Annotated in this window: 19 protein-coding genes; 14 read left to right on the top strand and 5 right to left on the bottom strand. The window is 66.2% G+C overall.

Going from position 1 to position 23,816, the window contains the following annotated elements; all coding sequences use genetic code 11:
• The first annotated feature begins 12 nt into the window (after positions 1-12).
• A complete protein-coding gene (locus tag MA09_RS16675) occupies positions 13-5,322 on the top strand; it encodes an Hpt domain-containing protein (protein WP_036250937.1) in 5,310 nt (1,769 codons plus the stop codon).
• Between the two features lie 373 nt (positions 5,323-5,695).
• Here MA09_RS16675 and MA09_RS16670 read toward each other — a convergent pair whose 3' ends face one another.
• Positions 5,696-7,153: a deoxyribodipyrimidine photo-lyase gene (locus MA09_RS16670; RefSeq protein WP_036251029.1), complete on the bottom strand. Its 1,458-nt coding sequence runs from the start codon at positions 7,151-7,153 to the stop codon at positions 5,696-5,698.
• Positions 7,154-7,432: 279 nt separating this feature from the next.
• Here MA09_RS16670 and MA09_RS16665 point away from each other — a divergent pair, with 279 nt between their 5' ends.
• The 7 genes from MA09_RS16665 to ilvD all read left to right on the top strand — a co-directional run bounded on the left by MA09_RS16665 (position 7,433) and on the right by ilvD (position 14,032).
• Positions 7,433-8,056: a YqgE/AlgH family protein gene (locus tag MA09_RS16665; protein WP_373887852.1), complete on the top strand. Its 624-nt coding sequence runs from the start codon at positions 7,433-7,435 to the stop codon at positions 8,054-8,056.
• Between the two features lie 26 nt (positions 8,057-8,082).
• Positions 8,083-8,466 carry a Holliday junction resolvase RuvX gene (ruvX, locus tag MA09_RS16660; RefSeq protein ID WP_036250931.1) on the top strand — a complete coding sequence of 128 codons (384 nt, stop codon included), beginning with the start codon at positions 8,083-8,085 and terminating at the stop codon, positions 8,464-8,466.
• A 5-nt stretch (positions 8,467-8,471) separates the two neighbouring features.
• A complete protein-coding gene (pyrR, locus tag MA09_RS16655; protein ID WP_036250929.1) occupies positions 8,472-9,008 on the top strand; it encodes a bifunctional pyr operon transcriptional regulator/uracil phosphoribosyltransferase PyrR in 537 nt (178 codons plus the stop codon).
• 1 nt (position 9,009) lies between these two features.
• On the top strand, positions 9,010-9,987 hold the full coding sequence (locus tag MA09_RS16650) for an aspartate carbamoyltransferase catalytic subunit (RefSeq protein ID WP_036250926.1): 978 nt from the start codon (positions 9,010-9,012) through the stop codon (positions 9,985-9,987).
• Positions 9,988-9,998: 11 nt separating this feature from the next.
• Positions 9,999-11,279: a dihydroorotase gene (locus MA09_RS16645; RefSeq protein ID WP_036250923.1), complete on the top strand. Its 1,281-nt coding sequence runs from the start codon at positions 9,999-10,001 to the stop codon at positions 11,277-11,279.
• Between the two features lie 80 nt (positions 11,280-11,359).
• Complete coding sequence (locus MA09_RS16640) at positions 11,360-12,076, top strand: 1-acyl-sn-glycerol-3-phosphate acyltransferase (protein WP_200883083.1); 717 nt, start codon at positions 11,360-11,362, stop codon at positions 12,074-12,076.
• Between the two features lie 93 nt (positions 12,077-12,169).
• Positions 12,170-14,032 (top strand): dihydroxy-acid dehydratase, encoded by a 1,863-nt coding sequence (gene ilvD / locus MA09_RS16635; RefSeq protein ID WP_036250919.1) that lies wholly within the window; start codon positions 12,170-12,172, stop codon positions 14,030-14,032.
• A 102-nt stretch (positions 14,033-14,134) separates the two neighbouring features.
• On the opposite strand, the gene MA09_RS16630 is transcribed toward ilvD, so the two are convergent.
• Entirely contained in the window at positions 14,135-14,992 is an 858-nt protein-coding gene (locus MA09_RS16630) for a symmetrical bis(5'-nucleosyl)-tetraphosphatase (protein ID WP_036250916.1), read from the bottom strand.
• 355 nt (positions 14,993-15,347) lie between these two features.
• Between MA09_RS16630 and MA09_RS16625 the strand changes: the two genes are divergently transcribed.
• The 6 genes from MA09_RS16625 (at position 15,348) to MA09_RS16600 (ending at position 21,390) form a co-directional block, all read left to right on the top strand.
• The gene (locus MA09_RS16625; protein WP_036250915.1) at positions 15,348-16,448 is read left to right on the top strand and encodes a glycosyltransferase family 4 protein; all 1,101 of its coding nucleotides are present in this window, start codon (positions 15,348-15,350) and stop codon (positions 16,446-16,448) included.
• A 79-nt stretch (positions 16,449-16,527) separates the two neighbouring features.
• Complete coding sequence (locus tag MA09_RS16620) at positions 16,528-16,860, top strand: H-NS family nucleoid-associated regulatory protein (protein WP_036250914.1); 333 nt, start codon at positions 16,528-16,530, stop codon at positions 16,858-16,860.
• Between the two features lie 223 nt (positions 16,861-17,083).
• Entirely contained in the window at positions 17,084-18,478 is a 1,395-nt protein-coding gene (locus tag MA09_RS16615; RefSeq protein ID WP_036250911.1) for a phosphomannomutase/phosphoglucomutase, read from the top strand.
• Between the two features lie 16 nt (positions 18,479-18,494).
• Positions 18,495-19,487, top strand: a complete 993-nt coding sequence (gene waaC, locus MA09_RS16610; RefSeq protein ID WP_036250908.1) for a lipopolysaccharide heptosyltransferase I — start codon at positions 18,495-18,497, stop codon at positions 19,485-19,487.
• Positions 19,484-20,752 (top strand): lipid IV(A) 3-deoxy-D-manno-octulosonic acid transferase, encoded by a 1,269-nt coding sequence (gene waaA, locus MA09_RS16605; protein WP_036250906.1) that lies wholly within the window; start codon positions 19,484-19,486, stop codon positions 20,750-20,752. Before waaC ends, waaA begins: the two co-directional genes overlap by 4 nt.
• Positions 20,753-20,865: 113 nt before the next feature.
• Positions 20,866-21,390: a YcxB family protein gene (locus MA09_RS16600; RefSeq protein WP_229440764.1), complete on the top strand. Its 525-nt coding sequence runs from the start codon at positions 20,866-20,868 to the stop codon at positions 21,388-21,390.
• Between the two features lie 137 nt (positions 21,391-21,527).
• Here MA09_RS16600 and MA09_RS16595 read toward each other — a convergent pair whose 3' ends face one another.
• The 3 genes from MA09_RS16595 to gmhB all read right to left on the bottom strand — a co-directional run bounded on the left by MA09_RS16595 (position 21,528) and on the right by gmhB (position 23,816).
• Complete coding sequence (locus MA09_RS16595) at positions 21,528-22,430, bottom strand: M48 family metallopeptidase (RefSeq protein ID WP_036250901.1); 903 nt, start codon at positions 22,428-22,430, stop codon at positions 21,528-21,530.
• A 44-nt stretch (positions 22,431-22,474) separates the two neighbouring features.
• Complete coding sequence (locus MA09_RS16590; protein ID WP_051933543.1) at positions 22,475-23,167, bottom strand: lysophospholipid acyltransferase family protein; 693 nt, start codon at positions 23,165-23,167, stop codon at positions 22,475-22,477.
• A gap of 94 nt (positions 23,168-23,261) precedes the next feature.
• A complete protein-coding gene (gmhB, locus tag MA09_RS16585) occupies positions 23,262-23,816 on the bottom strand; it encodes a D-glycero-beta-D-manno-heptose 1,7-bisphosphate 7-phosphatase (protein WP_036250898.1) in 555 nt (184 codons plus the stop codon).

Raw genomic sequence — 23,816 nt, 5'->3', positions numbered from 1 at the left:
GATCGCGAGCCCATGACCAACCCGACTTCTCCACGCATGCCAGCCTTCGATACCGGTCCCCTGTCCTGGGTGATCGGCGAGATCAGGGACGCGCTGGGACGCTCGGGCACGGCCCTGCGTGACGCGGCCGGCCGCAACCCTGAAGCGCAGCCGACCCTGCTGCTGCACGCGAAGACCCACCTGCACCAGGCCGACGGCGCGCTGCAGCTGGTGGATGTGGAGGGCGCCGCCGTGCTGGGCGGCGCCGCCGAGAAGCTCATCGACGCCTTCAAGGACGGGCGGGTGGCGTGCACGCCGGACACGGTGAAGGTGGTGCAGGATGCCTACCAGGCGCTGGTCGAATACCTCGACGAGCTGCTGGCAGGCAGCCCGCAGCAGCCGGCGCGCCTGTTCCCGTATTACCGCGACCTGCAGGAAAAGCTGGGCGTCGAACGCATCCACCCGTCCGACCTGCTGCCCGCCAGCCTGGGCAAGGGTGTCGCGCTGCATGCGCCGGTGCCCGCGCCTCTCGACGGTACTGCGCCCGACATCGCAGCCTGCCGCGCGCGTTTCGAAAAGGCGCTGCTGCCTTACCTGAAGAGCGGCGAAGCCCGGCATGCGGACGGCATGCGCGACGCGCTGGCGCCGATCGCAGCCAGCCAGGAAGAGCCGCGCGCACGGCTGTTCTGGCAGGCCCTGCACGCCTTTGCCGGCGTGGTGGCCGACGGCCAGCTTGAAAGCGACCTGTATGTAAAACAGCTGCTCGGCCAGGTCAACCTGCAGCTGCGCCGCCTGTCGCAAGGGCAGGGCGGCACGCCGGATGCGATGCTGCGCGATGCGCTGTTCTTCGTCGCTGCGGCAGAAGGTGCGGCAACTGAGCCCAATCCGGACGCCCAGCGCCTGCGCCAGGCCTGCGGCCTGGACGGGCTGGTGCCGCACGACTACGCCGCGCGCCGCTATGGCCGCATCGACCAGGCCACGCTGCAGGAAGCGCGCGAGGCGCTGGCCCGCACCAAGTCGGACTGGGACCGCATCGCCACCGAGGGCGACCTCGGGGTCAAGGATGATTTCACCGAGCAGCTCTCGCGCCTGGCCGGCGCCAGCGAAAAGCTGGGCGCCCCGGCGCTGGCCCAGCTGATGCGCGAACTCGGCCGCGCCGCGACGGATGCCATGCAGGCCGGCCGCAGCAAGGACTTCGGGCTGGAGATGGCGACCGCCATGCTGTTCGTCGAGAACGGCCTGGCCCAGCTGCGCCAGCTGCCCGAGGACTTCGCCGAGGACGCCGAAGCCGTCGGCGCCCGCCTGCTGGCGCTGGCCGCCGGCGAGACCCCGCCGGATGCGCCCCAATGGCAGGGCGAGCTGGCGCGCCAGATCCAGCAGGGCCAGACCGTGGCGGTGCTGGCCGGCGAGATCAAGGCCGGCCTGCGCCAGGTGGAAAAGCTGCTCGACGACTACTACGACGACCCCGCCCGGCGCGATGTGCTGGCCCAGGCCGAGCCGGTGCTGCACGGCTTGCTGGGCGCCTTGTCCATCCTCGACCAGGAGCAGGCCGTGCAGGCCGTGCGCCACGTCGCCGGCGAGGTGCGCGCCTTGGGGCGCAGCGACGGCGACGTGAGCGCGCAATCGAGCGTGCTGCACAACATCGCCCAGAACATCGGCGCGCTCGGCTTCTTCACCGACCTGCTGGCACAGGACAGCGAGGTCGCCAAGGGCCGCTTCACCTTCGATCTCGAGAAACGCCTGCTGCGCGAGCTGCCCTTCGAGTTCGTCGAGGCTGCGCCCGGGTTCGCCCCCGGGTCGGCCGCAACCGAGGAAGTTCCGGAACAGCCCCAGGAAGCGACGATCGAATCCGAACTGCTCGAGATCTTTATCCTGGAGGCACGGGAAGTGCTGGGCTTCGTGGCCGAGGCACTGCCCCAGGCCGAAAGCAATCCCGCCAGCCAGGAGACCCTGACCCTGCTGCGCCGCAGCTTCCACACGCTCAAGGGCAGCGGCCGCATGGTGAGCCTGGACAGCTTTGCCGAAGCTGCTGCTGCGGTCGAGCGTGTCATGAACCTGTGGCTGGCCGAAGCACGCAGCGCCACGCCGGAACTGCTGGCGCTGCTGCGCCAGGCGCATGCGGAACTGTCCGCCTGGGTGGCGGACCTGGTCGCCAGCGGCAGCTCCACGCGCGACAATGCGACGATCGTTGCCGCCGCTGCACGGGTGCAGGAAGGCGGCGCGCCGGTGCCGGATGCAATGCCCGAGCCTGTGGCCGAGGACATCCCGGTGCCGGTGCTCGAGGATATCCTCGAGCCCGAGCCTGAACTGGTGACTGAGCCCGAGCCGGCGCCTGGGCCGGAGCCGCTGCCGGACACGAAACGCATCGGCGGGCTGGAAATCCCGCTCGGCCTGTACACGATCTACCTCGACGAAACCGGGAATCTGGTGCAGCTGCTGGCGCAGGACTTCGATACCTGGCATGCGGAACCGGAGCGGCGCGCCTCGCCGGAAGCCCTGAAGGCTGCCCACACCCTGGCCGGCACCTCGTCCACGGTGGGCTACGCCGCGCTGCGCGATGTCGCCCATGCGCTCGAGCTGGTGCTGGAAAAGCTGGCGGCGCCGGGCCCGACCCTCGACGACGATGGCCGCGCGCTGCTGGACGCGACCCTGTCGCGGGTGCGCACGATGCTGCAGGTCTTCGCCCTCGGCGAACTGGCTCCGGCCCAGCCGGAACTGATCGCCCAGCTCGACACGCTGCTGGCGCGGCTCGCCAGCCAGCAGGCAGCAAGCGTGTACGGCGAAGTCGATCCGGCCCTGGCCCACAAGCTCGATGCGCTGTTCGCCACTGCCTATGGCGAGATCCTGGCGTCGCCGCCTGCCGAACCGGCCCTGGCCCGGCATGACGAACAGGAGCAGGCGCGTGCGGTCAGCGAGATCGACGACCTGTTCGACAGCTTCCTCGACGACCCGTTTGCCGCCCCGGCCCTCGACCAGGCGGCGCCTGCGCAGCCGGGGCCGGCTTCGCATCCCCTCTTTGTCCCGGTCACGCCGGACGAGGCGGTGCTGGACGCGGCGCCGGAAGGCGTGGCGCCAGCGTTCGAATCTGAACCCCTGCAGGAAGCGCTGCATGCGCCGATTTCCCCTGCGGTCCCGGAACCTGCTCCCGCGACAAGCGACAGCGTGCTGGCCACCGGCCCGGTCTTCACCGACGAGCTCGACCCGGACCTGCTGCCGGTATTCCTGGAAGAGGGCGCCGACCTGTTCCCGCAGATCGGCAAGGGCCTGCGCCAGTGGCAGCAGAACCCGCAGGACCATGCCGTCGCCCAGGGCTTGCAGCGCGCGCTGCACACGGTGAAGGGCAGCGCCCGCATGGCGGGCGCGATGCGCCTCGGCCAGCATACCCACGAGCTGGAAACCCAGATCGAGAACATGGTGCACGCCGGAACCAGCACCCCGGCCGCCTTCGACGAACTGCTGGCCAACTACGACCAGGCGCTGCTGCTGTTCGAGCAGCTGCAGCAGCCATCCGGGCCGGCAGCCCCTCCTGTACCAGCATCGGCCGCGGCCGAGCAGCCGGGCAGCCGCGCGCCGCTGGTGCGGGTGCGCGCCGACGTCCTCGACCGCGTCGTCAACCAGGCGGGCGAGGTGTCGATCACGCGTTCGCGCCTGGAGAACCAGGTCGGCTCGCTCAAGGGTGCGCTGTCGGACTTCTCGGAAAACCTCGACCGCCTGCGCCGCCAGATGCGCGAGATCGAGATGCAGGCCGAGTCGCAGATCGCTTCCACCCTGTCGATCGCCGGCGAGCAGAAATTCGACCCGCTCGAGTTCGACCGTTTCACGCGCCTGCAGGAACTGACGCGCATGATGGCCGAGAGCGTGAACGACGTGGAGGCCTTCCACGAGAGCCTGTCGCGTACGGTGGACAGCGCTTCCGAGGACCTGGCGGCGCAGTCGCGCATGACACGCGACCTGCAGCGCGACCTGATGCGGGTGCGCATGGTGCCGTTTGCAAACCTGTCCGAACGCCTGTTCCGGGTGGCGCGCCAGACCGCCAAGGAACTCGAGAAGCGCGTCAACCTGGACATCCGCGGCGGCTCGGTGGAAATCGACCGCAGCGTGCTGGAGCAGATGGCGGCGCCCTTCGAGCACCTGCTGCGCAACGCAATTGTGCACGGCATCGAGGGGCGCACCGCCCGCATCGCGGCGGGCAAGGCCGAGACCGGCGAAGTGCTGGTGCAGGTGAGCCAGCACGGCAACGAAGTGGCGATCGTGTTCAGCGACGACGGCGCCGGGCTGGACCTGGAGCGCATCCGCGCCAAGGCCCGCGATCTTGGCCTGCTCAAACCGGGCCAGTCCGTGCTTGATCAGGAAGCCGCCGAGCTGATTTTCGAACCGGGCTTCTCGACCGCCGACACGCTGACCGAGCTGGCCGGCCGCGGCGTCGGCATGGACGTGGTGCGCTCCGAAGCGCAGGCGCTGGGCGGTCGCGTGCTGGTCTCGACCGAGCCGGGCAAGGGCACGCGCTTCTCGATCCACCTGCCCCTGACCCTGGCGGTGGCGCAGGTGGTGCTCGTCGCGAGCGGCGGGCGCACCTATGCCTTGCCGTCCACCCTGGTCGAGCAGGTGCTGCAGGTGCGCGATACCGAGCTGGCTGCGGCCGAGGCAAGCGGATCGATCGCCGTGGCTGGCCAGTCCCACGCGCTGCACTCGCTGGACGTGCTGCTGGGGGAAGGCAACGGAACGGCGCCGCAGCGCCTGAATCCGGTGCTGGTCGTGCATGGCGCCGGCGGGCGCATCGCGCTGCGCGTGGATGAGGTGCTGGGCAACCGCGAAGTGGTGGTCAAGAACATCGGCCCGCAGCTCTCAAAGGTCCCGGGCATCGCCGGCGCCACCGTGCTGGGCACGGGCGAGATCGTGTTGATCCTCGATCCGGTGGTGCTGGCGCAGCGTCCCATGGCGCCAACGGCAGGCAATCTGGAAGAGGCCCAGCCGGAGCAGCGCCCGGTCATCATGGTGGTGGACGATTCGATCACCGTGCGCCGCGTGACCCAGCGCATGCTGGAACGCGAAGGCTACCGGGTGATGCTGGCCAAGGACGGCGTCGACGCGCTCGAGCAGATCGAGCAGCTGCGGCCGGATTTGATGCTGGTGGATATCGAGATGCCGCGCATGGATGGCTTCGACCTGACGCGCGAGGTACGCAACAACGAGCGCACCAGGTCGATTCCGATCATCATGATCACCTCGCGCACGGCGGACAAGCACCGCAACGTCGCGCTCGGGCTGGGGGTGAATGCCTACTTCGGCAAGCCCTATCAGGAACCGGTGCTGGTGGCGGCGATCGAGAGTTTGCTTGAGTAGGGTGGGCGGGGGAATACAGTCCAGTGGACTGTTTTCCCGCCTGCGCGTTCAAATCACGGTAATGCCGCCCGTGCGTCTGATCAGACAATAACTATCACCGCGTGGGCGTTTGTCATCCCGGGCATTGCCCGGCATTACCCCGCCCACCCTACAGGCCGGGCTATGGGCTAATGCCTGTCACTCAAGAGGCGCCGCTCATCCGTAGGGTGGGCGGGTCTCCCGCCCACGCGGTCAAATCACAGTACTGCAGCCCGGTCGATTTTTCGTATCTCAACTATCACCGCGTGGACGTTTGTAATCCCGGGCATTGCCCGGCATTACCCCGCCCACCCTACAGTCCTTCCTGACTGACAGACATTGGGCTATGGGCGGCTTATCGGCCCGCAGCCTTCTTCACCACCGCAAACCTCTCCAGCGTCCGCTTCCTCGCCACGTCATGGTCGACCACCGGCAGCGGGTAGTCCCGCCCCAGCACCACCCCTTTCTTCGCCAGCACCTCCGCATCCACCAGCCACGGCGCGTGAATCTCCTTCGCGCTCAGGCGTTCCAGGGCGGGCAGCCACTCCCGGATGAAGTCGCCATGCGCATCGAAGCGCTGCGACTGCGCCACCGGATTGAAGATCCTGAACCACGGCTGCGCATCGCAGCCGGTCGACGCCGCCCATTGCCAGCCGCCATTGTTCGAGGCCAGGTCGTAGTCAATCAGCTTCAGCGCAAAATAGCGTTCCCCTCGCCGCCAGTCGATCCCGAGGTCCTTGGTGAGAAAGCTCGCCGTCACCATGCGCAGCCGGTTGTGCATGAAGCCCGTCCGGTCCAGCTGCGCCATCGCCGCATCCACCAGCGGATAGCCGGTGCGGCCTTCGCACCAGGCCGCGAACAGCGCATCCGCGTCGTCTCCGGTCTCCCAGGCCAGCAGGTCGAAGGCCGGCTTGAACGACTGCGTGACCACATGGGGATGACGCGCCAGGATCATCGCGTAGAAATCGCGCCAGATGAGTTCCGACAGCCACACCGATGCGCCCGCGCCGCCCGCTCCGTTCTCGATCATCTGCCGCGCCGTGCGCACCAGGTGGCGGATCGAGGTGGTGCCGAAGCGCAGGTGCACCGACAGGCGCGAGGTGCCGTCTTCAAGCGGGAAATCGCGCGCCCGGCCATAGTCAGCGATGTGCGCCACGAAGCGCTCGAACAGCGCCTGCGCGCCCTCCATCCCGGCTGCCAGCGGCGGCTCGCCCGGCTCGAAGCCGATCTCGGCGAGCGAGGGCAGGGGCGGCGCATCCGGCGGCCGTGGCGCAAAGGCATGCGCGTACGGGTCGACCGGATAGGCCGCCAGCGCTTCCGGCATGCTTGTCAGGCGCTTGAGCCAGGCGTTCTTGTACGGCGTAAACACCGAAAACGGTCCCTTGGCCAGGGTCAAGACCTCGTCCTGCTCGAAAACGACCTGATCCTTGAAGCTCAGAAATTTCCTACCATCGGCTGCCAGTCGTGCTTTCATCCGTGCGTCGCGATCCACCGCGTCGGGTTCATAATCGGCACATACGAACACCGCGTCGACACCCAGTTCGGTGGCGAGCGCCGGGACCACTTCAAGAGGGCGGCCCTGCCGCACAATCAGATAGCCGCCGAGCCGACGCAGCTCGGCGTCGAGGCTGGCCAGGCTGGCGTGGATGAACCGCACACGGCGGTCGTCGCGCGGCAGCGGGTCGAGAATGTCGCTGTCATACACGAAAACGCAGTACACACAATTGGACGAGGTCAGGGCTCGGTGGAGGGCTGCATGGTCGAATGCCCGCAAGTCGCGCCGAAACCAGACCAGGGAGTTGCTCATATTCATCATCGTGTGCAGGGTCAAATTGGCGGCCGATTTTACTGGGTAGGATTCGTCCTAACAGGACTGCGTTTGTAGCTGAACGGGACAGATCCGGGTCGGTCTAGCGGGCTTTTCAAGAGATGCATCGGAGATGTATCGGGGCGCTTCCATCGGCCCTGGACCGATTCGGTGTAAACTATCGAAAAGCGTAACGTTGTTTTGTGGACACTTCGCGGTCAAACCAGAGTGGGCCTATGTGAGAGTAAGCGTATGAAAAAAAGCAAAGTTGGCAGCACTCTACCGATGCCCGGCATGCCACCGGAACAGAATGAAACGCTCGGTAAGATCGGCCCGGCTTCTTCAGGGCTGAACCTCGCCAACCATTTCCTGATCGCGATGCCGTCGATCCAGGATCCGATTTTCGGCGGTACCGTTGTCTATATCTGCGAGCATAACGAAAAGGGCGTGCTCGGCGTGGTCATCAACAAGCCGACCGACATGACGATGGAGGTCCTGTTCGACCGCGTCGACCTAAAGCTGGCGCCGGGACTACGCTCCTCGGTGGTGGACCAGCCGATCATGTTCGGCGGGCCGGTACAGGATGACCGCGGCTTCGTGCTGCATTCGCCGGGCGGGCGCTTCTCGTCCTCGCTCACCGTCACCGACGACGTCGCCTTCACCACCTCGATCGACGTGCTGGAAGCCGTCGCCAGCGGGGCCGGCCCGGCCCGCATGCTGGTGTCGATCGGCTATGCCGGCTGGAGCCCGGGACAACTCGAGGAGGAACTGTCGCGCAACGGCTGGCTTACCGTCGCCGCCGACCCGCGCGTGCTGTTCGACCTGCCGATCGACGAACGCTATACCGCCGCCATCAAACTGCTGGGAATCGATCCACTCATGTTAGCGACCGAAGCTGGCCATGCGTAAGGAGCGCCGTTTGCTCGAGATCGCCCGTGGTTGATATTGTTTTTGGTTTTGACTTTGGGGTCAAACGCATCGGTATTGCCATGGGCAACACCCTGACCGGGCAAGCCCAACCGTTGACCGTCATCAAGGCGGTCGACAACGCCACCCGTTTCCAGGTCATCGAGGACCTGATCGATCAATGGAAGCCGGCCCGCCTCGTGGTGGGCGAGCCGCGCCATCCCGACGGCGCCGAGCACGACATGACCCTGCGCAGCCGGCGCTTCGCCAACCAGCTCCACGGCCGCTTCAAGCTGCCCGTCGAACTCGTCGACGAGCGTTACTCGTCCGCCGTCATCCCGCAAAAGCGCGGCGAGATCATCGACGCCAAGGCGGCTGCTATCATTCTGCAACAATACTTTGACGCTCATTGACTCTCATGCCAACATCTAATCAAGCGTACGACGCGGAAGCGCTGTACCGCGAGCTGCTGGGCCAGGTCCGCGCCGGCCTGGACGGCGTGCCCGACGCCGCCATCGTCGGCATCCACTCCGGCGGCGCCTGGCTGGCCGAACGCCTCGCGCGCGACCTCGACCTGACGAACCGCTTCGGCACCATCGACGTCTCGTTCTACCGCGACGACTACGCCAAGAAGGGCCTGCATCCGGACGTGAAGCCGACCCACATCCGCTTCCCGGTGGATGGGGCGACGGTCGTGCTGGTGGACGACGTGCTGCAGACCGGCCGCACCGTGCGCGCCGCCATCAACGTGCTGTTCGATTACGGCCGCCCGGCCTGCATCCGCCTGGCGGCCCTGGCCGACCGTGGCGGACGCGAGCTGCCGGTGGCCCCGGACTACGTCGGCACGCGCGCCGAACTGGCGCCGAACCAGTCGCTGTGCCTGCAGCGCGACGATGCCGGCCAGCTGTCGCTGACCATCGAAGAAGATCCGCTAGACCCTGCCGCTTCCCACTGATATGCCGAAACTGTTCACCAACCCGCAACTCAACAAGAACGGGGAGCTGCAGCACCTGCTCACCATCGAAGGCCTGCCCAAGTCGGTCATCAACCACATCCTCGACACCGCATCGAGCTTCGTGGGCATCTCGGACCGCGAGGTCAAGAAGGTGCCGCTGATGCGCGGCAAGAGCGTGTTCAATCTCTTCTTCGAGAACAGCACCCGCACCCGCACCACCTTCGAGATCGCCGCCAAGCGCCTGTCGGCCGACGTCATCAACCTGAACATCCAGGCCTCGTCGGCGAGCAAGGGCGAGTCGCTGCTCGACACCATCGACAACCTGTCTGCCATGCATGCCGACATGTTCGTGGTGCGCCACTCGCAGTCGGGCGCGCCCTACCTGATCGCCAAGCACCTGATCGAGACCGGGCAATCGCATGTGCACGTCGTGAACGCCGGCGACGGCCGCCACGCGCACCCGACCCAGGGCCTGCTCGACATGTACACGATCCGCCACTACAAGAAGGACTTCACCAACCTGCGCGTGGCGATCGTCGGCGACATCCTGCACAGCCGCGTGGCGCGTTCGGACATCCACGCCCTGACCACGCTGGGCGTGCCGGAAGTGCGCGCCATCGGCCCGCACACGCTGCTGCCGGGCGGCCTGGCCGAGATGGGCGTGCGTACTTTCACGAACATGGACGAGGGCCTGAAGGACGTCGACGTGATCATCATGCTGCGCCTGCAGAACGAACGCATGAGCGGCGCGCTGCTGCCGTCTGCGCAGGAATACTTCAAGAGCTACGGCCTGACCCCGGAACGCCTCGCGCTGGCCAAGCCGGATGCGATCGTGATGCACCCGGGCCCGATGAACCGCGGGGTCGAGATCGACTCGGCGGTGGCCGACGGCAGCCAGGCGGTGATCCTGCCGCAGGTGACCTTCGGCATTGCGGTACGCATGGCAGTGATGAGCATTTTGGCGGGAGGCAGAGCTTGAAATTCGCACGGATGAAATACCATATCAAGAACGGCCGGGTGATCGACCCGGCGAACGGCATCGACCAGGTACAGGACCTCTACATCGCCGACGGCGTCATTGCCGCCCTCGGCAGCGCCCCGGAAGGCTTCGCGGCGGACCAGACCATCGACGCAAGCGGCCTGGTCGTCGCCCCCGGCCTGGTCGACCTGTCGGCGCGCCTGCGCGAGCCGGGCTATGAGTACAAGGCGACGCTGGAATCCGAGATGCAGGCGGCGATGCAGGGTGGCGTGACCACCCTGGTGTGCCCGCCGGACACCGACCCGGTGCTGGACGAGCCGGGCCTGGTCGAGATGCTCAAGCACCGCGCGCGCATCCTGAACCAGGCCAACGTGCACCCGCTGGGCGCGCTGACGATGGGGCTGAAAGGCGTAGCACTCACGGAAATGGCCGAGTTGACCGAGGCCGGCTGCATCGGCTTCTCGCAGGCCGAGGAACCGGTGCTGGACACCACCGTGCTGCTGCGCGCCATGCAGTACGCCAAGACCTTCGGCTACACCGTCTGGCTGCGCCCGCAGGACGCGCACATCGGCCGCGGCGGCGTGGCCCACAGCGGCCCGCTGGCGTCGCGCCTGGGCCTGTCGGGCGTGCCGGTCATGTCCGAAACCATCGCCCTGCACACCATCTTCGAGCTGATGCGCGCCACCGGCGCGCGCGTGCACCTGTGCCGCATGTCCTCGGCAGCCGGCCTGGCGCTGGTGGCAAGCGCGAAGAAGGAAGGCCTGGACGTCACCTGCGACGTCGGCGTGCATCACCTGCACATGACCGACGCCGACATCGGCTTCTTCGACCCGAACGCGCGCTTCAACCCGCCTCTGCGCAGCCAGCGCGACCGCGATGCGATCCGCAGTGGCCTGCTGGACGGCACCGTGGACGCGGTCTGCTCGGACCACACCCCGGTGGACGAGGACGAGAAGCTGTTGCCCTTCGCTGAAGCGACGCCGGGCGCGACCGGCCTGGAATTGCTGCTGGCGCTCACGCTGAAGTGGGCCGAAGAGCAGCGCGAGCCGGATGCCTTGTCACGGGCGCTGGCCAAGGTGACATCGAGCCCGGCCCGCATCGCCGGCCTGCCTGCCGGCACGCTGTCGGTCGGCGCGGCGGCCGACGTGGTCCTGTTCGACCCGGATGCGCGCTGGAAGGTCGAGCGCAAGGCCCTGGCGAGCCAGGGCAAGCACACGCCTTTCCTCGGCTACGAACTGGCCGGGCAGGTGCGTGCGACGGTCGTGCGCGGCCGCGTGGCCTTCCAGCGATAAGCAACGCGGGCGGTTCAGGCCGCCCGTATCGTTTTCTCCCTGCTTTGAAGATCCGGCTTGCTTTGCGCCTCGCGCGCGTCATGGTCCACCTGGCGGCGGGCCTGGCGACCTGCGCGCTGGTGTTTCCGCTGGCCTCTACCGCCACGCGCGAGCGGCTCACGCGGCGCTGGTCGCGCAAGCTGCTCGGCCTGTGCCGTGTCAGCGTCGAGCAGGGCGGCGCCGAAGGCGTCGCGGCAGCGCCCGTGCTCGATCACGCGCTGATCGTGGCCAACCACGTCTCCTGGCTCGACATCTTCGTCATCAATGCCCTGCATCCCTGCCGTTTCGTGGCCAAGGCCGAGATCCGCTCCTGGCCGGTACTCGGCTGGCTGGCCGCCGCCGCGGGCACGGTGTTCATCGCGCGCGGCAACCGGCGCGAGCTGCGCCACATCTTCAAGGGCCTGGTTACCGTGTTGCAAGAGGGCCAGCGCGTCGCCTTCTTCCCTGAGGGCAGCACCTCGCTGCAGGGCGAGGTGCTGCCTTTCCACGCCAACCTGTTCGAAGCCGCCATCGATGCGAAGGTGGCGGTGCAGCCCTATGCGCTGTCCTACGTCGATGCGGCCGGCGCCTGGCACCGTTCGGTCGACTACGTCGGCGACACCACTTTCGTGGACAGCCTGTTCACCATCCTGGAAGGCGAGCCGGTGATCGCACGCCTGCAGCCCTTGGCGCCGATCATTGCCTCCGGCGCACATCGGCGCGAGCTGGCCCAGGCCGCGCAGGACGCAGTCGCCGGCGCACTTCGCTGTGATATGTAAAACGTATCACAGAACAATAAATCATATATTGGACAACTCACAGCCTTGGCGGCACGCTGGTGCTTTGCTTGATTTGCTGCCGAGGAGACCGCAATGCCCACCTACCGTTCCCGCACCACCACCCAGGGCCGCAACATGGCCGGCGCCCGCGCCCTGTGGCGCGCCACCGGCATGAAGGACGGCGACTTCGAGAAACCGATCATCGCGGTGGTCAACTCCTTCACCCAGTTCGTGCCCGGCCACGTGCACCTGAAGGACCTGGGGCAGCTGGTGGCGCGCGAGATCGAAGCGGCGGGCGGCGTCGCCAAGGAATTCAACACCATCGCCGTGGACGACGGCATTGCCATGGGCCACGGCGGCATGCTGTATTCGCTGCCCTCGCGCGACCTGATCGCCGACTCGGTCGAGTACATGGTCAATGCCCACTGCGCCGACGCCATGGTGTGCATCTCGAATTGCGACAAGATCACGCCGGGCATGCTGATGGCCGCGATGCGCCTGAACATCCCGGTGGTGTTCGTCTCCGGCGGCCCGATGGAAGCGGGCAAGGTGGTCAAGGTGGTCAATAATGACCGCAAGATCATCAAGCTGGACCTGGTCGACGCCATGATCAAGGCCGGCGACAGCACGGTGTCGGACGCCGACGTGGCGGAGATCGAGCGCTCGGCCTGTCCGACCTGCGGCTCCTGCTCGGGCATGTTCACCGCAAACTCGATGAACTGCCTCACCGAGGCGCTGGGCCTGTCGCTGCCGGGTAACGGCACCATCGTCGCCACCCACGCCGACCGCAAGGAACTGTTCCTGCGCGCCGGCCGCCTGATCGTGGAAGTCGCCAAGCGCCACTACGAACAGGATGACTACTCGGTGCTGCCGCGCTCGATCGCCACCAAGGCCGCCTGGGAAAACGCGATGGCGCTGGATGTGTCGATGGGCGGCTCCACCAACACCGTGCTGCACCTGCTGGCGGCCGCGCACGAGGCGGGGGTGGACTTCACCATGGCCGACATCGACCGCATCTCGCGCAAGGTGCCCTGCCTGTGCAAGGTGGCGCCGATGACCGACAAGTACCACATCGAGGACGTGCACCGCGCCGGCGGCATCGTCGCGATCCTGGGCGAGCTGGCGCGCGCCGGCCTGCTCGACACCTCGCTGCCGACCGTGCACAGCGCCACCATGGGAGAAGCGATCGAGAAGTACGACATCAAGCGCAGCGACGACCAGGCCGTGCACCAGCTGTTCCGCGCGGCGCCGGGCGGCGTGCCGACCCAGGTCGCGTTCTCGCAGGCCGAGCGCTTCGATGCGAACGACCTGGACCGCAGCAATGGCTGCATCCGCGACCGTGAGCACGCCTACTCGCAGGATGGCGGCCTGGCGGTCCTGTACGGGAACATCGCCGAGAAGGGCTGCATCGTGAAGACGGCCGGCGTGGACGAGAGCATCCTGACCTTCTCCGGCAAGGCGCGCGTGTTCGAAAGCCAGGACGCGGCGGTGGAAGGCATCCTGGGCGACACGGTGCAGGCCGGCGACGTGGTCATCATCCGCTACGAAGGCCCCAAGGGCGGCCCGGGCATGCAGGAGATGCTGTACCCGACCTCGTACATCAAGTCCAAGGGCCTGGGCAAGGCCTGCGCGCTGTTCACGGACGGGCGCTTCTCGGGCGGCTCCTCCGGCCTGGTGATCGGCCATGCCTCGCCGGAAGCGGCCGAAGGCGGGGCGATCGGGCTGGTGGAAGAGGGCGACATCATCGACATCGACATCCCGGCACGCACCATCAACCTGCGCGTGAGCTTCGAGGAACTGGCGCACCGGCGCGCCAGGATGGAAGAGCGCGGCGTTGACGCGTGGAAGCCGGTGGCGCGCGAGCGCTATGTGTCGCAGGCGCTGCAGGCGTACGCGGCGCTGACGACGTCGGCGGACCGCGGGGCGGTGCGCGATCTCTCGCAGCTCAAGCGTTAAACCGCAGGGTGGGCGGGTCTCCCGCCCACGCGGTGAACGTTTGCAGCCAGATCATCCGGCACGAGAGCGGAGTCGGAAGCGCCCACCCTACCGAAAATACAATCACTTTTTTCCGCTGTGCTCCCGGTACTCGGGACAATCCACCTGCAGCAGCGAGCGGTCGTCCAGGCACACCGCCGTCAGCTTCCCGCCCCACACGCAGCCGCTGTCGAGCCCAACCAGGTTCGGCCGCAGCACCAGCCCCAGCGCCGACCAGTGCCCGAACACGACGGTGACGTCGCGCGTGCGCCGCTGCGCCAGGTCGAACCAGGGCACCAGGCCGGAGCCCTCCGGCCCGCTCTCGCTTTCCTTGTGCAGGAAATCCATGCTCCCGTCGGGAGCGCACAAGCGCATGCGCGTGAGGGCGTTGACGATGCAGCGCAGGCGCGCGATGCCGCTCAAACTGTCGTCCCACTGGTTCGGCTCGTTACCGTACATCCGGGCGAGAAAATCGATCCACCCGTCGCCGCGCAGCACGTCCTCGACCTCGTGCGCCAGCGCCATCGTTTGCGCCGCATCCCATTCCGGCGCGACGCCGGCGTGCACCAGCAGGTGCGCATCCTCGAACATCGCGAGCGGGCGCTGGCGCAGCCACCCGATCAGTTCATCGCGGTCGGGTGCGGCCAGGATCTCGTCGAGCGTGTCGGAACGGCTGGCGCGCTGCGCGCCGACCGCCACCGCGATCAGGTGCAGGTCATGGTTGCCGAGCAGGGCTTCGACACGGCCGGGGTGCGCTTCGCTCAAGGCTTTCATGCGGCGCAGCGCGCCGAGCGAATCCGGACCGCGGTTGATCAGGTCGCCCACAAACAGGATGCGCGGCTGCGCCTGTCCGTGCTGGTGCGCGTCGTCGACGATGCGGTCGATCAGGAGTTGGGCTTCGTGGGCGCAGCCCTGCAGGTCGCCGATGGCGTAGGTTCTCATGTTGTTCTTATCGAAGTAGGTGGAGCAAAGGGCGATACCGCCGCCGCTGTGCCGATACTAAATGATTTCGCGCAGCGCCGCATGGGCGCAGCCGTGCAGCAGCTGCTCCAATCCGCGGCACACGATCGGCCTGCCGCGAAACGCGGCAAATGCAGACGAGCGCGGACATTCGTGGGCTGCGCGAACTCACGCAAATTTGATCCAGTCGAACGACGCCGTACAGAATTCGGTTTGGCTCCGAAGCGCCTCATCCATTCCGGTACAATGGGCCACCATTCCCACGATAAGAGTGCCGTGGTTTTTGCGCTGAGTCGACTATGGAAAAACGACTCGCGTGTGCACCGAAAGAATAATAATGTTCTCCTTTTTTGTCGGTTTCGTATCCTGTGCGCTGCTGACCCTGCTCGTGATTAAGTATGCGAAGCGCAATGCCTTTGCGCTTGATACCGATTATGGCGGTGTGCAGAAGTTCCACTCGCATGTCGTAGCGCGCATCGGCGGAGTGCCGATCTTTCTCGCGGTCTTATTTACCGCCGCCCTGTCGGCAATGCGCGAGCCGGAACTCGGATCATGGATCGCGCCCCTGCTCGGATGCGGCTGCATTGCCATGGCAGGCGGTATCGTCGAAGACTATACGGGCCGCGTTTCGCCGACACGCCGGCTGCTGCTCACGATGCTCGCCGCGCTTTTCGCCTATTACCTGCTCGGAGCGAAACTCGCGCGCCTCGACCTGCCGTGGGGCGTACTGCCGCTGGAGTTGAATCTCGTGGTGCTGCCCCTCACCGTGCTGGCGGTGGCAGGCATCGCGAATGCCGTGAATATCATCGACGGCTTCAATGGCCTGGCCAGCATGGTCAGCATTTGCATGCTGCTGTCGCTGGCCTACGTGGCGCTGCAGGTGGGGGACATGGCCGTGCTGGTGACTGCGCTGATCGTGGCCGGCGCCACCGCGGGTTTTCTGATCTGGAACTATCCCGTCGGCCTGATTTTCCTCGGCGACGGCGGCGCCTACTTCATCGGTTTCATGCTCGGCGAACTCGCGCTGCTGCTGGTGATGCGCAATCCCGAGGTCTCCACCTGGTATGCAGCGCTGCTGCTGATTTATCCCGCATTCGAAACGATATTCTCCGCTTACCGCCGCATGTTCGTGCGCGGTAAATCGCCGGCCCTGCCCGACGGAATTCATCTGCATAGTTTGATATTCCGCCGCATCGTGCAATGGACGGTGGGGCCGCGCGAAGCGCGCGCACTGATGAAACGGAACGCGCGCACCTCGCCTTATTTATGGCTGTTTTCCTTGATGGCCGTCATTCCGGCCACCGTGTTCTGGAAAAACACCAGTGTGCTCATCTTCTTCAGTTTGTTGTTTATAATCAGTTACCTCTGGTTATATGCGCGTATTGTTCGATTTAAGTCGCCACGCTGGCTTTTCTTACAAAAGAAAAAGCGCAATTAACTCATTAATGCTAGTATATTGCGACAATTGGTGAGTATCTCGCCGTGCTGTTTCAACCTTAACGAATGAGGGAACGAAGATGGATCTGTCTAATATGTCCGTAGGTGATTTGCGCAACCTGCAGGAACAAATCAAGCAGGAGATGAAAGCTCGCGAAGCACAGGAAGTGCAAAAGGCACGCGAACAGATTCTGGCAATCGCACAAAGCGTCGGCGTGCCCCTCAAGGATCTGCTGGCGACCGGCGGCCGCGGCGCCGCGGGCAAGGGCAATTCGACCAAGGGCAACACGGTGGCCGTGCGTTACCGCCATCCGGACAATGCATCGCAGCAGTGGACCGGCCGTGGCCGCCAGCCGAAATGGGTCAAGGAATGGGTTGAAGGCGGCAAGTCGCTGGACAAGCTGCGCGTCTGATTATCCTCAACACCGCGCGACATCGTGCGAGGCCGGCAACGCCAGCATTGCACCACGGCGCAAGCGGTCCGTCCGATTCCCACCGGACGCCGCTTGCCGCTACAATAGCTGCATTTGTCATTCCACCAAGTTCATTCCAATAATCCAGCGCCGACGCCTGGCCGCACTGGCCGCGTCCTCCGGCTGCCCTCGCATGCCCGCGCCCCAGCTTTCCAAGGACACCATGGTTGCTCTCTCGAAAACGATCTTCAAGGCCTATGACATTCGCGGCGTCATCGACAAGACGCTCGACGAAGGCATCGCTCGCCACATCGGCCGCGCATTCGGCGCCGCCGCCCTGGCGAAAGGAGAGCGCAAGGTCGTGATCGGCCGCGACGGCCGCCTGTCGGGCCCGGGCCTGACCGCCGCCCTGGGCGAAGGCCTGCGCGACGCCGGCGTCGACGTGATCGACCTCGGCATGGTCGCCACCCCGATGGTCTACTTTGCCACCAACGTGCTCGACACCCGTTCGGGCATCATGGTCACCGGCAGCCACAATCCGCCGGACTACAACGGCTTCAAGATGGTGATGGCGGGCGAGGCGATCTACGGCGACGCCATCCTGGCCCTGCACGACAGCATCGCAAGGTATAGCAACGGCGATGACGGCAAGGTCGCCGAGCAGCGCGGCGCTTACGGCACCCACGACATCCGCGCGGCCTACCTCGAGCGCATCATTGGCGACGTCAGGATCGCGCGCCCGATCAAGATCGCGGTCGACTGCGGCAACGGCGTGGCCGGCGCCTTTGCCCCGGAGCTGTTCCGCGGCATGGGTTGCGAGGTGGTCGAACTGTTCTGCGAAGTGGACGGCCACTTCCCGAATCACCACCCGGACCCGGCGCACCCGGAAAACCTGCAGGATCTGATCAAGGCCTTGCAGGACACCGACGCCGAGATCGGCCTGGCCTTCGATGGCGACGGCGACCGCCTCGGCATCGTCACCAAGGATGGCCAGATCATCTTCCCGGACCGCCAGATGATGCTGTTCGCCAGCGATGTCCTGTCGCGCAACCCGGGCGCCGAGATCCTCTACGACGTCAAGTGCACCCGCCACCTGGCCCCCTGGATCGAGAAAGCCGGTGGCCGCCCCCTGATGTGGAAGACCGGCCATTCGCTGGTCAAGGCCAAGCTGAAGGAAACCGGCGCCCCGCTGGGTGGCGAGATGAGCGGCCACATCTTCTTCAAGGACCGCTGGTACGGCTTCGACGATGGCCTGTACGCCGGCGCGCGCATGCTCGAGATCCTGACCAGGGAAGCCGATCCGTCGAAGCTCCTGAACAGCCTGCCGATCGCTTCCAGCACCCCGGAACTGCACCTGCACCTGAAGGAAGGCGAGAACTTCGCCCTGATCGACAGCCTGCGCGCCAACGCGACCTTCCCGACTTCCGAAAAAATCAACGGCATCGACGGCCTGCGCGTGGAATACCCGGATGGCTTCGGCCTGGCCCGGTCCTCGAACACGACCCCGGTCGTGGTCCTGCGTTTCGAGGGCGAGAATCCGGAAGCCCTGGCACGCATCCAGGGCGAATTCAAGGAGGTGATCCTGGCGGCCAAGCCGGACGCCGAACTGCCGTTCTGATCGTTAGGAAAAGCGCTTGAAGATCCTGCTGGTGCGCGTGTCGTCGCTGGGCGACGTGCTGCACAACCTGCCGATGGTGGCCGACATCCTGCGCCACCATCCGGGCGCCACCATCGATTGGGCGGTGGAAGAAGGCTATACCAGCCTGGTGCGCCTGAACCCGCACGTCCGGAAGATCATTCCCTGGGCGCTGCGCCGCTGGCGCAAGAGCCTCGGCAAGGCGGCGCAGTGGGCTGACACGCGGGCCGAGATCAAGGCCTTCTTCCGGACCCTGCGCGAGGAAGAATACGATGTGGTGTTCGACACCCAGGGCCTGCTCAAGACCGGCGTCATCATGGGCGCGGCGCGCGTGCGCAAGGGCGGCAGGAAGGTCGGCCTGGCCAACGGCAGCGAAGGCTCGGGCTACGAGGGCATCTCGCGCATCTTTCACACCGACAGCATTCCCCTGAACCCGCGCACCCATGCGGTGGCGCGCGGCCGCATGGTGGCCGGAGCGGCCCTCGGCTATGCAGTGGACCATGCCCCCGATTTCGGGCTGCCTGCGCCTGAGGCCGGCTCGCGCCCGGATTTCCTGCCGCTGGAAGACTACGCCGTGTTCTTCCACGGCACTGCGCGCGATGCCAAGAAGTGGTCGCGCGAGAACTGGGTCGAGCTGGGCCATGCGCTGGCGCCGATGGCGGTGCTGTTGCCCTGGGGTTCGCCCCAGGAAAAGCAGGAAGCCGAGGGGCTGGCCGCCAGCCTGCCGAACGCACGCGTGCTGCCCAGGCTGTCGATGATGGACGCGGTGGCCCTGGCCCGGCATGCGCGTCTCGCCGTCGGCGTGGATACCGGCCTGACCCATATCGCCGCCGCCTTCGTGCGCCCCACCGTCGAGATCTACTGCGATTCGCCGAAGTGGAAGACCGAGGGCAACTGGTCGGACCGTATCGTCAATCTCGGCGACCTTGGGGCGCCGCCTTCCGCGCTTGACGTCATCGCCGCGGCGCGCCGCTTGCTGGAGGCGGGATGAGCCGCTGGCTGTACTCGCTGGCCTGGTGGCTGGCGCTGCCGCTCGTGTTCGGGCGCCTGTGGTGGCGCGGGCGCAAGGAGCCCGGCTACCGCGCCCACTGGGCCGAGCGCCTCGGCTTTCCCGACGCCGCCGCAGCGACGCGCATGACCCTGTGGGTGCATGCGGTCTCGGTCGGCGAAACCCGCGCCAGCGAGCCGCTGGTCGAGGCGCTGCTGAGCAGCTATCCCGATGCCCGCATCCTGCTCACCCACATGACGCCGACCGGCCGCGCCACCGGCAAATCGCTGTTCGGCCACCATGGCGAGCGCCTGGTCCAGTCCTATCTGCCGTACGACACCGGCTTCATGGTAGGGCGCTTCCTGCGCCGCTTCCAGCCGTGCGTGTGCATCCTGATGGAGACCGAGGTGTGGCCGAACCTGGTCCACAGCTGCGCAAGGAGCGGGGTGCCGGTGGCGCTGGTGAATGCGCGCCTGTCGGAGCGCTCGCTGCGGCGCGGCCGGAAGATGGGCGCCCTGATGAGCGACGCGGCGCGCGCCATTCCCCTGGTGGCGGCGCAGACCGATGCGGACGCTGCCCGCATCCGCTCGCTCGGCGCGCCGCAGGTCGAGGTTACCGGCAGCATCAAGTTCGACGTGGTGCCGCCGCAGGCCGCGCTGGAGAAAGGCGCCTGGCTGCGCGCCCGGTTCGGCAACCGTCCCGTCTTCCTGTGCGCGAGCACACGCGAGGGCGAGGAAGCGCTGGTCCTGGATGCCTGGCTGCGCGTGGCTGACCGGCCGCGGGGTGCGCTCTTGGTGATCGTGCCCCGCCATCCACAGCGCTTCGACGAGGTCGAGAAACTCATCACGGCGCGCGGCCTGTCGGTGCAGCGGCGCTCGCGCCTCGACGCAGGCGTTGGAGACGCTGACGTGCTGCTGGGTGACTCGATGGGCGAGATGTTCGCCTACTACGCCGCCTGCGACTGCGCCTTCATCGGCGGCAGCCTGATGCCGCTGGGCGGCCAGAACCTGATCGAGGCCTGCGCCCTCGGCAAGCCGGTGCTGGTCGGCGAGCACACCTTCAATTTCGCCCAGGCGACCGAAGAGGCGGTGGCGATCGGTGCGGCCCTGCGCGTGCCCGGCGCCGACGCCCTGGTGGCCGCGGCGCTGCGCCTGCTTGAGGACGAGGGCGCGCGTGCCGCGATGGGCGCCCACGCGCTCGCATTCGCTGGCCGCCACCGCGGCGCCACCCTGCGCACTGTTGAACTCCTGCGACGACTTCTCCGGTAGGTTTTGCTACCATTCCGGTTCGAGCTCGGATAATAACAAGGGGATGCGCAATGTTGTCGTTTAATCACCCGAGACCGCGCAGGGATGAAATGAGTAATGGGAAGCCTGTCGCCATGCTGGTCCAGCAGCAGGCAGATAGTGAGGTGCTGCACATGCATGTCAACGCCAACACTTCAGAGGTACCGGTGTCGCCGGCCGCCGGTGTCCCCCCCGACGTTTCTCCTGTTCTGCCTGTTCCCTTATCCGAACTGCATTTCTTCGTGCGCTACACGCTGGGTGAATACATCAGCTTCATGTGGCAGCACGGCGGTTTCCTCATCCGCCGGCGACGCATTCGCTGGCCTGCCAGCCTCTACCTGCGCCTGAAGAGCACGCTCGGTGCCGCCCTCCATTTCGTCATGCTCGGCCGCGGGCGGCGCACCTATGAATTCACCATCGACCAGCACGGCATCGTGCGCACCAGCGGGGGCGTGACCCTGATCGGGTGGGAAGACGTGATCGGCGTGCGTACTTACACGCGCGGGTTCATGATGGTGCTGAAGCGGGGAACCTTGCCGATTCCGTATCGTGCCCTGTCGGAGGCGCAGGAGGCGGCAATGCGGGAGCTGGCGGCCGCGCGCCGCGATGCGCTGTTGTAGGGGTGATCTGGTCCAGTGGACCAGATCAGGCTTCGCCGCCCACGCGGTGATTGCCATCGGCTCCGTTATCGCGCCGGATGATCTCGCTGCAAACGATCACCGCGTGGGCAGGAAACCTGCCCACCCTGCGAAAGACATCAATCGGCAAATAAGACCGGCATCTCGAGCGAGCGCTTCTTGAGCGCCAGCCGCGCCCCGTCGTAATCCGGATACACCTCGCCCACCGTCGCCCAGAAGCGCGGGCTGTGGTTCATCTCGCGCAGGTGCGCCAGTTCGTGCACCACCACGTAGTCCACCAGCGAAGCGGGATAGTGCATCAGGCGCCAGTTCAGCCGGATGTTCCCTTCGATCGTGCAGGAGCCCCAGCGCGTGCCCGCCGACGACAGGGCAAAGGCCTTGTACGTCACATTCAGCTGTGGCGCGAAGAAATCCAGCCGCTCCTTGAACAGCCGCTTTGCCTCGGCCTGGAACCACAGCTTGACGCGTTCCTTGAGCTGCCATTCCGACAGGCCGGGCACCACGCCGATCCACAGCTCGCGATTGCTTGCGTCGAACTGGCAGTGGCTGCGCGCGGCATCTTCCAGGCGCAGGGTGATTTCGCCGCCCAGGTAGGGCAGGCGCGCGCCGTCCTTCCATTCGACCGGCGGGCGGACCAAGCGCTGGGTGCGGCGCTGGCCGCGTTCGAGCAGCTTGGTGAGGATCCAGCGCTGCTTGGCGCGGATCGCATTGTCGATCTCGGCTTGCGTGCAGCGGCGCGGCGCCGTGACGCGCAGGCCGTCATCGTCGATCATGAAGCCGATCGAGCGGCGCGCCGAGCGGCGCAGGGCGTAATCGACGGTGTGGGCGCCGAGGACGATGCGCTTGAGCGGTGGTTCGCCTTGCGCCACGGGCGGAGCAGGGATGAGGTGGCGTGGCGCCGGAGGCGGCGCCTTGAAGAGGGGTTGCGAGGGCGGGGCCGGTTTATCCGAAGGCTTGAGCGCCGCGAAGAATTCCTGTGCAAACAGTTCCAGCTGGTGCCCGTCGATCTTGGAAGAGGTCATGTCGTGCTGCGGTCTTGAATTCCTGATCTGGGCGCTGACGTCGCTCAGCCACCTCTGTAGACGTGGGGCGAGATAACGCGCATTTCGGATTCTATCCAATTTTCGACCTCTTGCATCATGCTGTCGGGAGTGTGGTTTTCTGGCGATATCGGCTTGCCGATCGAGACCGTCACCACGCCGGGGCGCTTGATGAAGGAATTCTTCGGCCAGCACTCACCTGAATTATGCGCGATCGGGACGACCACCGTTTGGGTTTCGACAGCCAGGCGTGTGCCGCCGCTCTTGTACTTGCCTTTCTGGCCGACCGGGATGCGCGTCCCTTCCGGGAACATGATGATCCACTGGCCGTCTAACAGCCGTCGCTTGCCGTGACGGACGACTTGGGAGAAGGCGTTCTTGCCCTGCGAGCGGTCGATCGGGATCATGCGCAGCAGCGCCATGCCCCAGCCGAAGAAGGGGATGTAGAGGATCTCCTTCTTGAAGACATAGACCAGGGGGCGCGTCAGGTTCGGCAGCAGGAAGATGGTCTCCCAGGCCGACTGGTGCTTCGACAGGATGATGGCCGGCGCGTCCGGCAGGTTCTCGTAGCCCTTGAACTGGTAGCGGATGCCGCAGATGACTTTCGCAGCCCAGATGATGAAGACGTTCCAGCGCGAGGTCACCCAGAAGCGCTTGTTGTAGGGCAGCGGCGCCGCCAGGAAGCATACACAGGCCCACACCACGGTGGCCACGATCATCACGATCTTGAAAAGCAGGGAACGCAGGAACAGGTTGAGGGTATGCAAAGGGGCTCCGGACAAATGGACTGGTTCTGGATCGTGTAGCTGTGTTTTACTCAGGCCGCTGTACCGCGGTCTTGAGGAAGGCGTTGACCATCGCTGCGAGGTCGGGGAATACCTGGGTGCCGGGCGGCAGGCCGCCGGTCTGCTGCGTCGTCTCGCCCTTGCCGGTCAGGACCAGGTAGGGCACGCAGCCCATGATGAAGCCGGCCTGCAGGTCGCGCAGCGAGTCGCCCACGGTCGGCACGCCTTTCAGGCTGACCTTGAAGCGCTTGCTGATCTCTTCGAACATGCCGGCCTTGGGCTTGCGGCAGTCGCAGTTGTCGCTTGCGGCATGCGGGCAGAAGAAGATGGCGTCGATGTCGGCGCCGACCAGATGGGCGCTGTTGTGCAGTTTCTGGTGGATCGCGTTCAGGGTCGTGATGTCGAACAGTTCGCGCGCGATGCCCGACTGGTTCGATGCGATCACGACCCGGTAACCCGCCTGGTTCAGGCGGGCGATCGCTTCCAGCGAGCCGGGAATGGGGATCCACTCCGCCGGCGACTTGATGAAGTCCGGCGAATCGTGGTTGATGACCCCATCCCGGTCGAGGATGATGAGTTTCAT

It is taken from the genome of Massilia sp. BSC265 (assembly GCF_000740675.1).
GTDB lineage: Bacteria > Pseudomonadota > Gammaproteobacteria > Burkholderiales > Burkholderiaceae_D > Telluria.
Note: the sequence above shows the minus strand (reverse complement) of the source record. Positions and strands in the feature narration are given on the sequence as shown.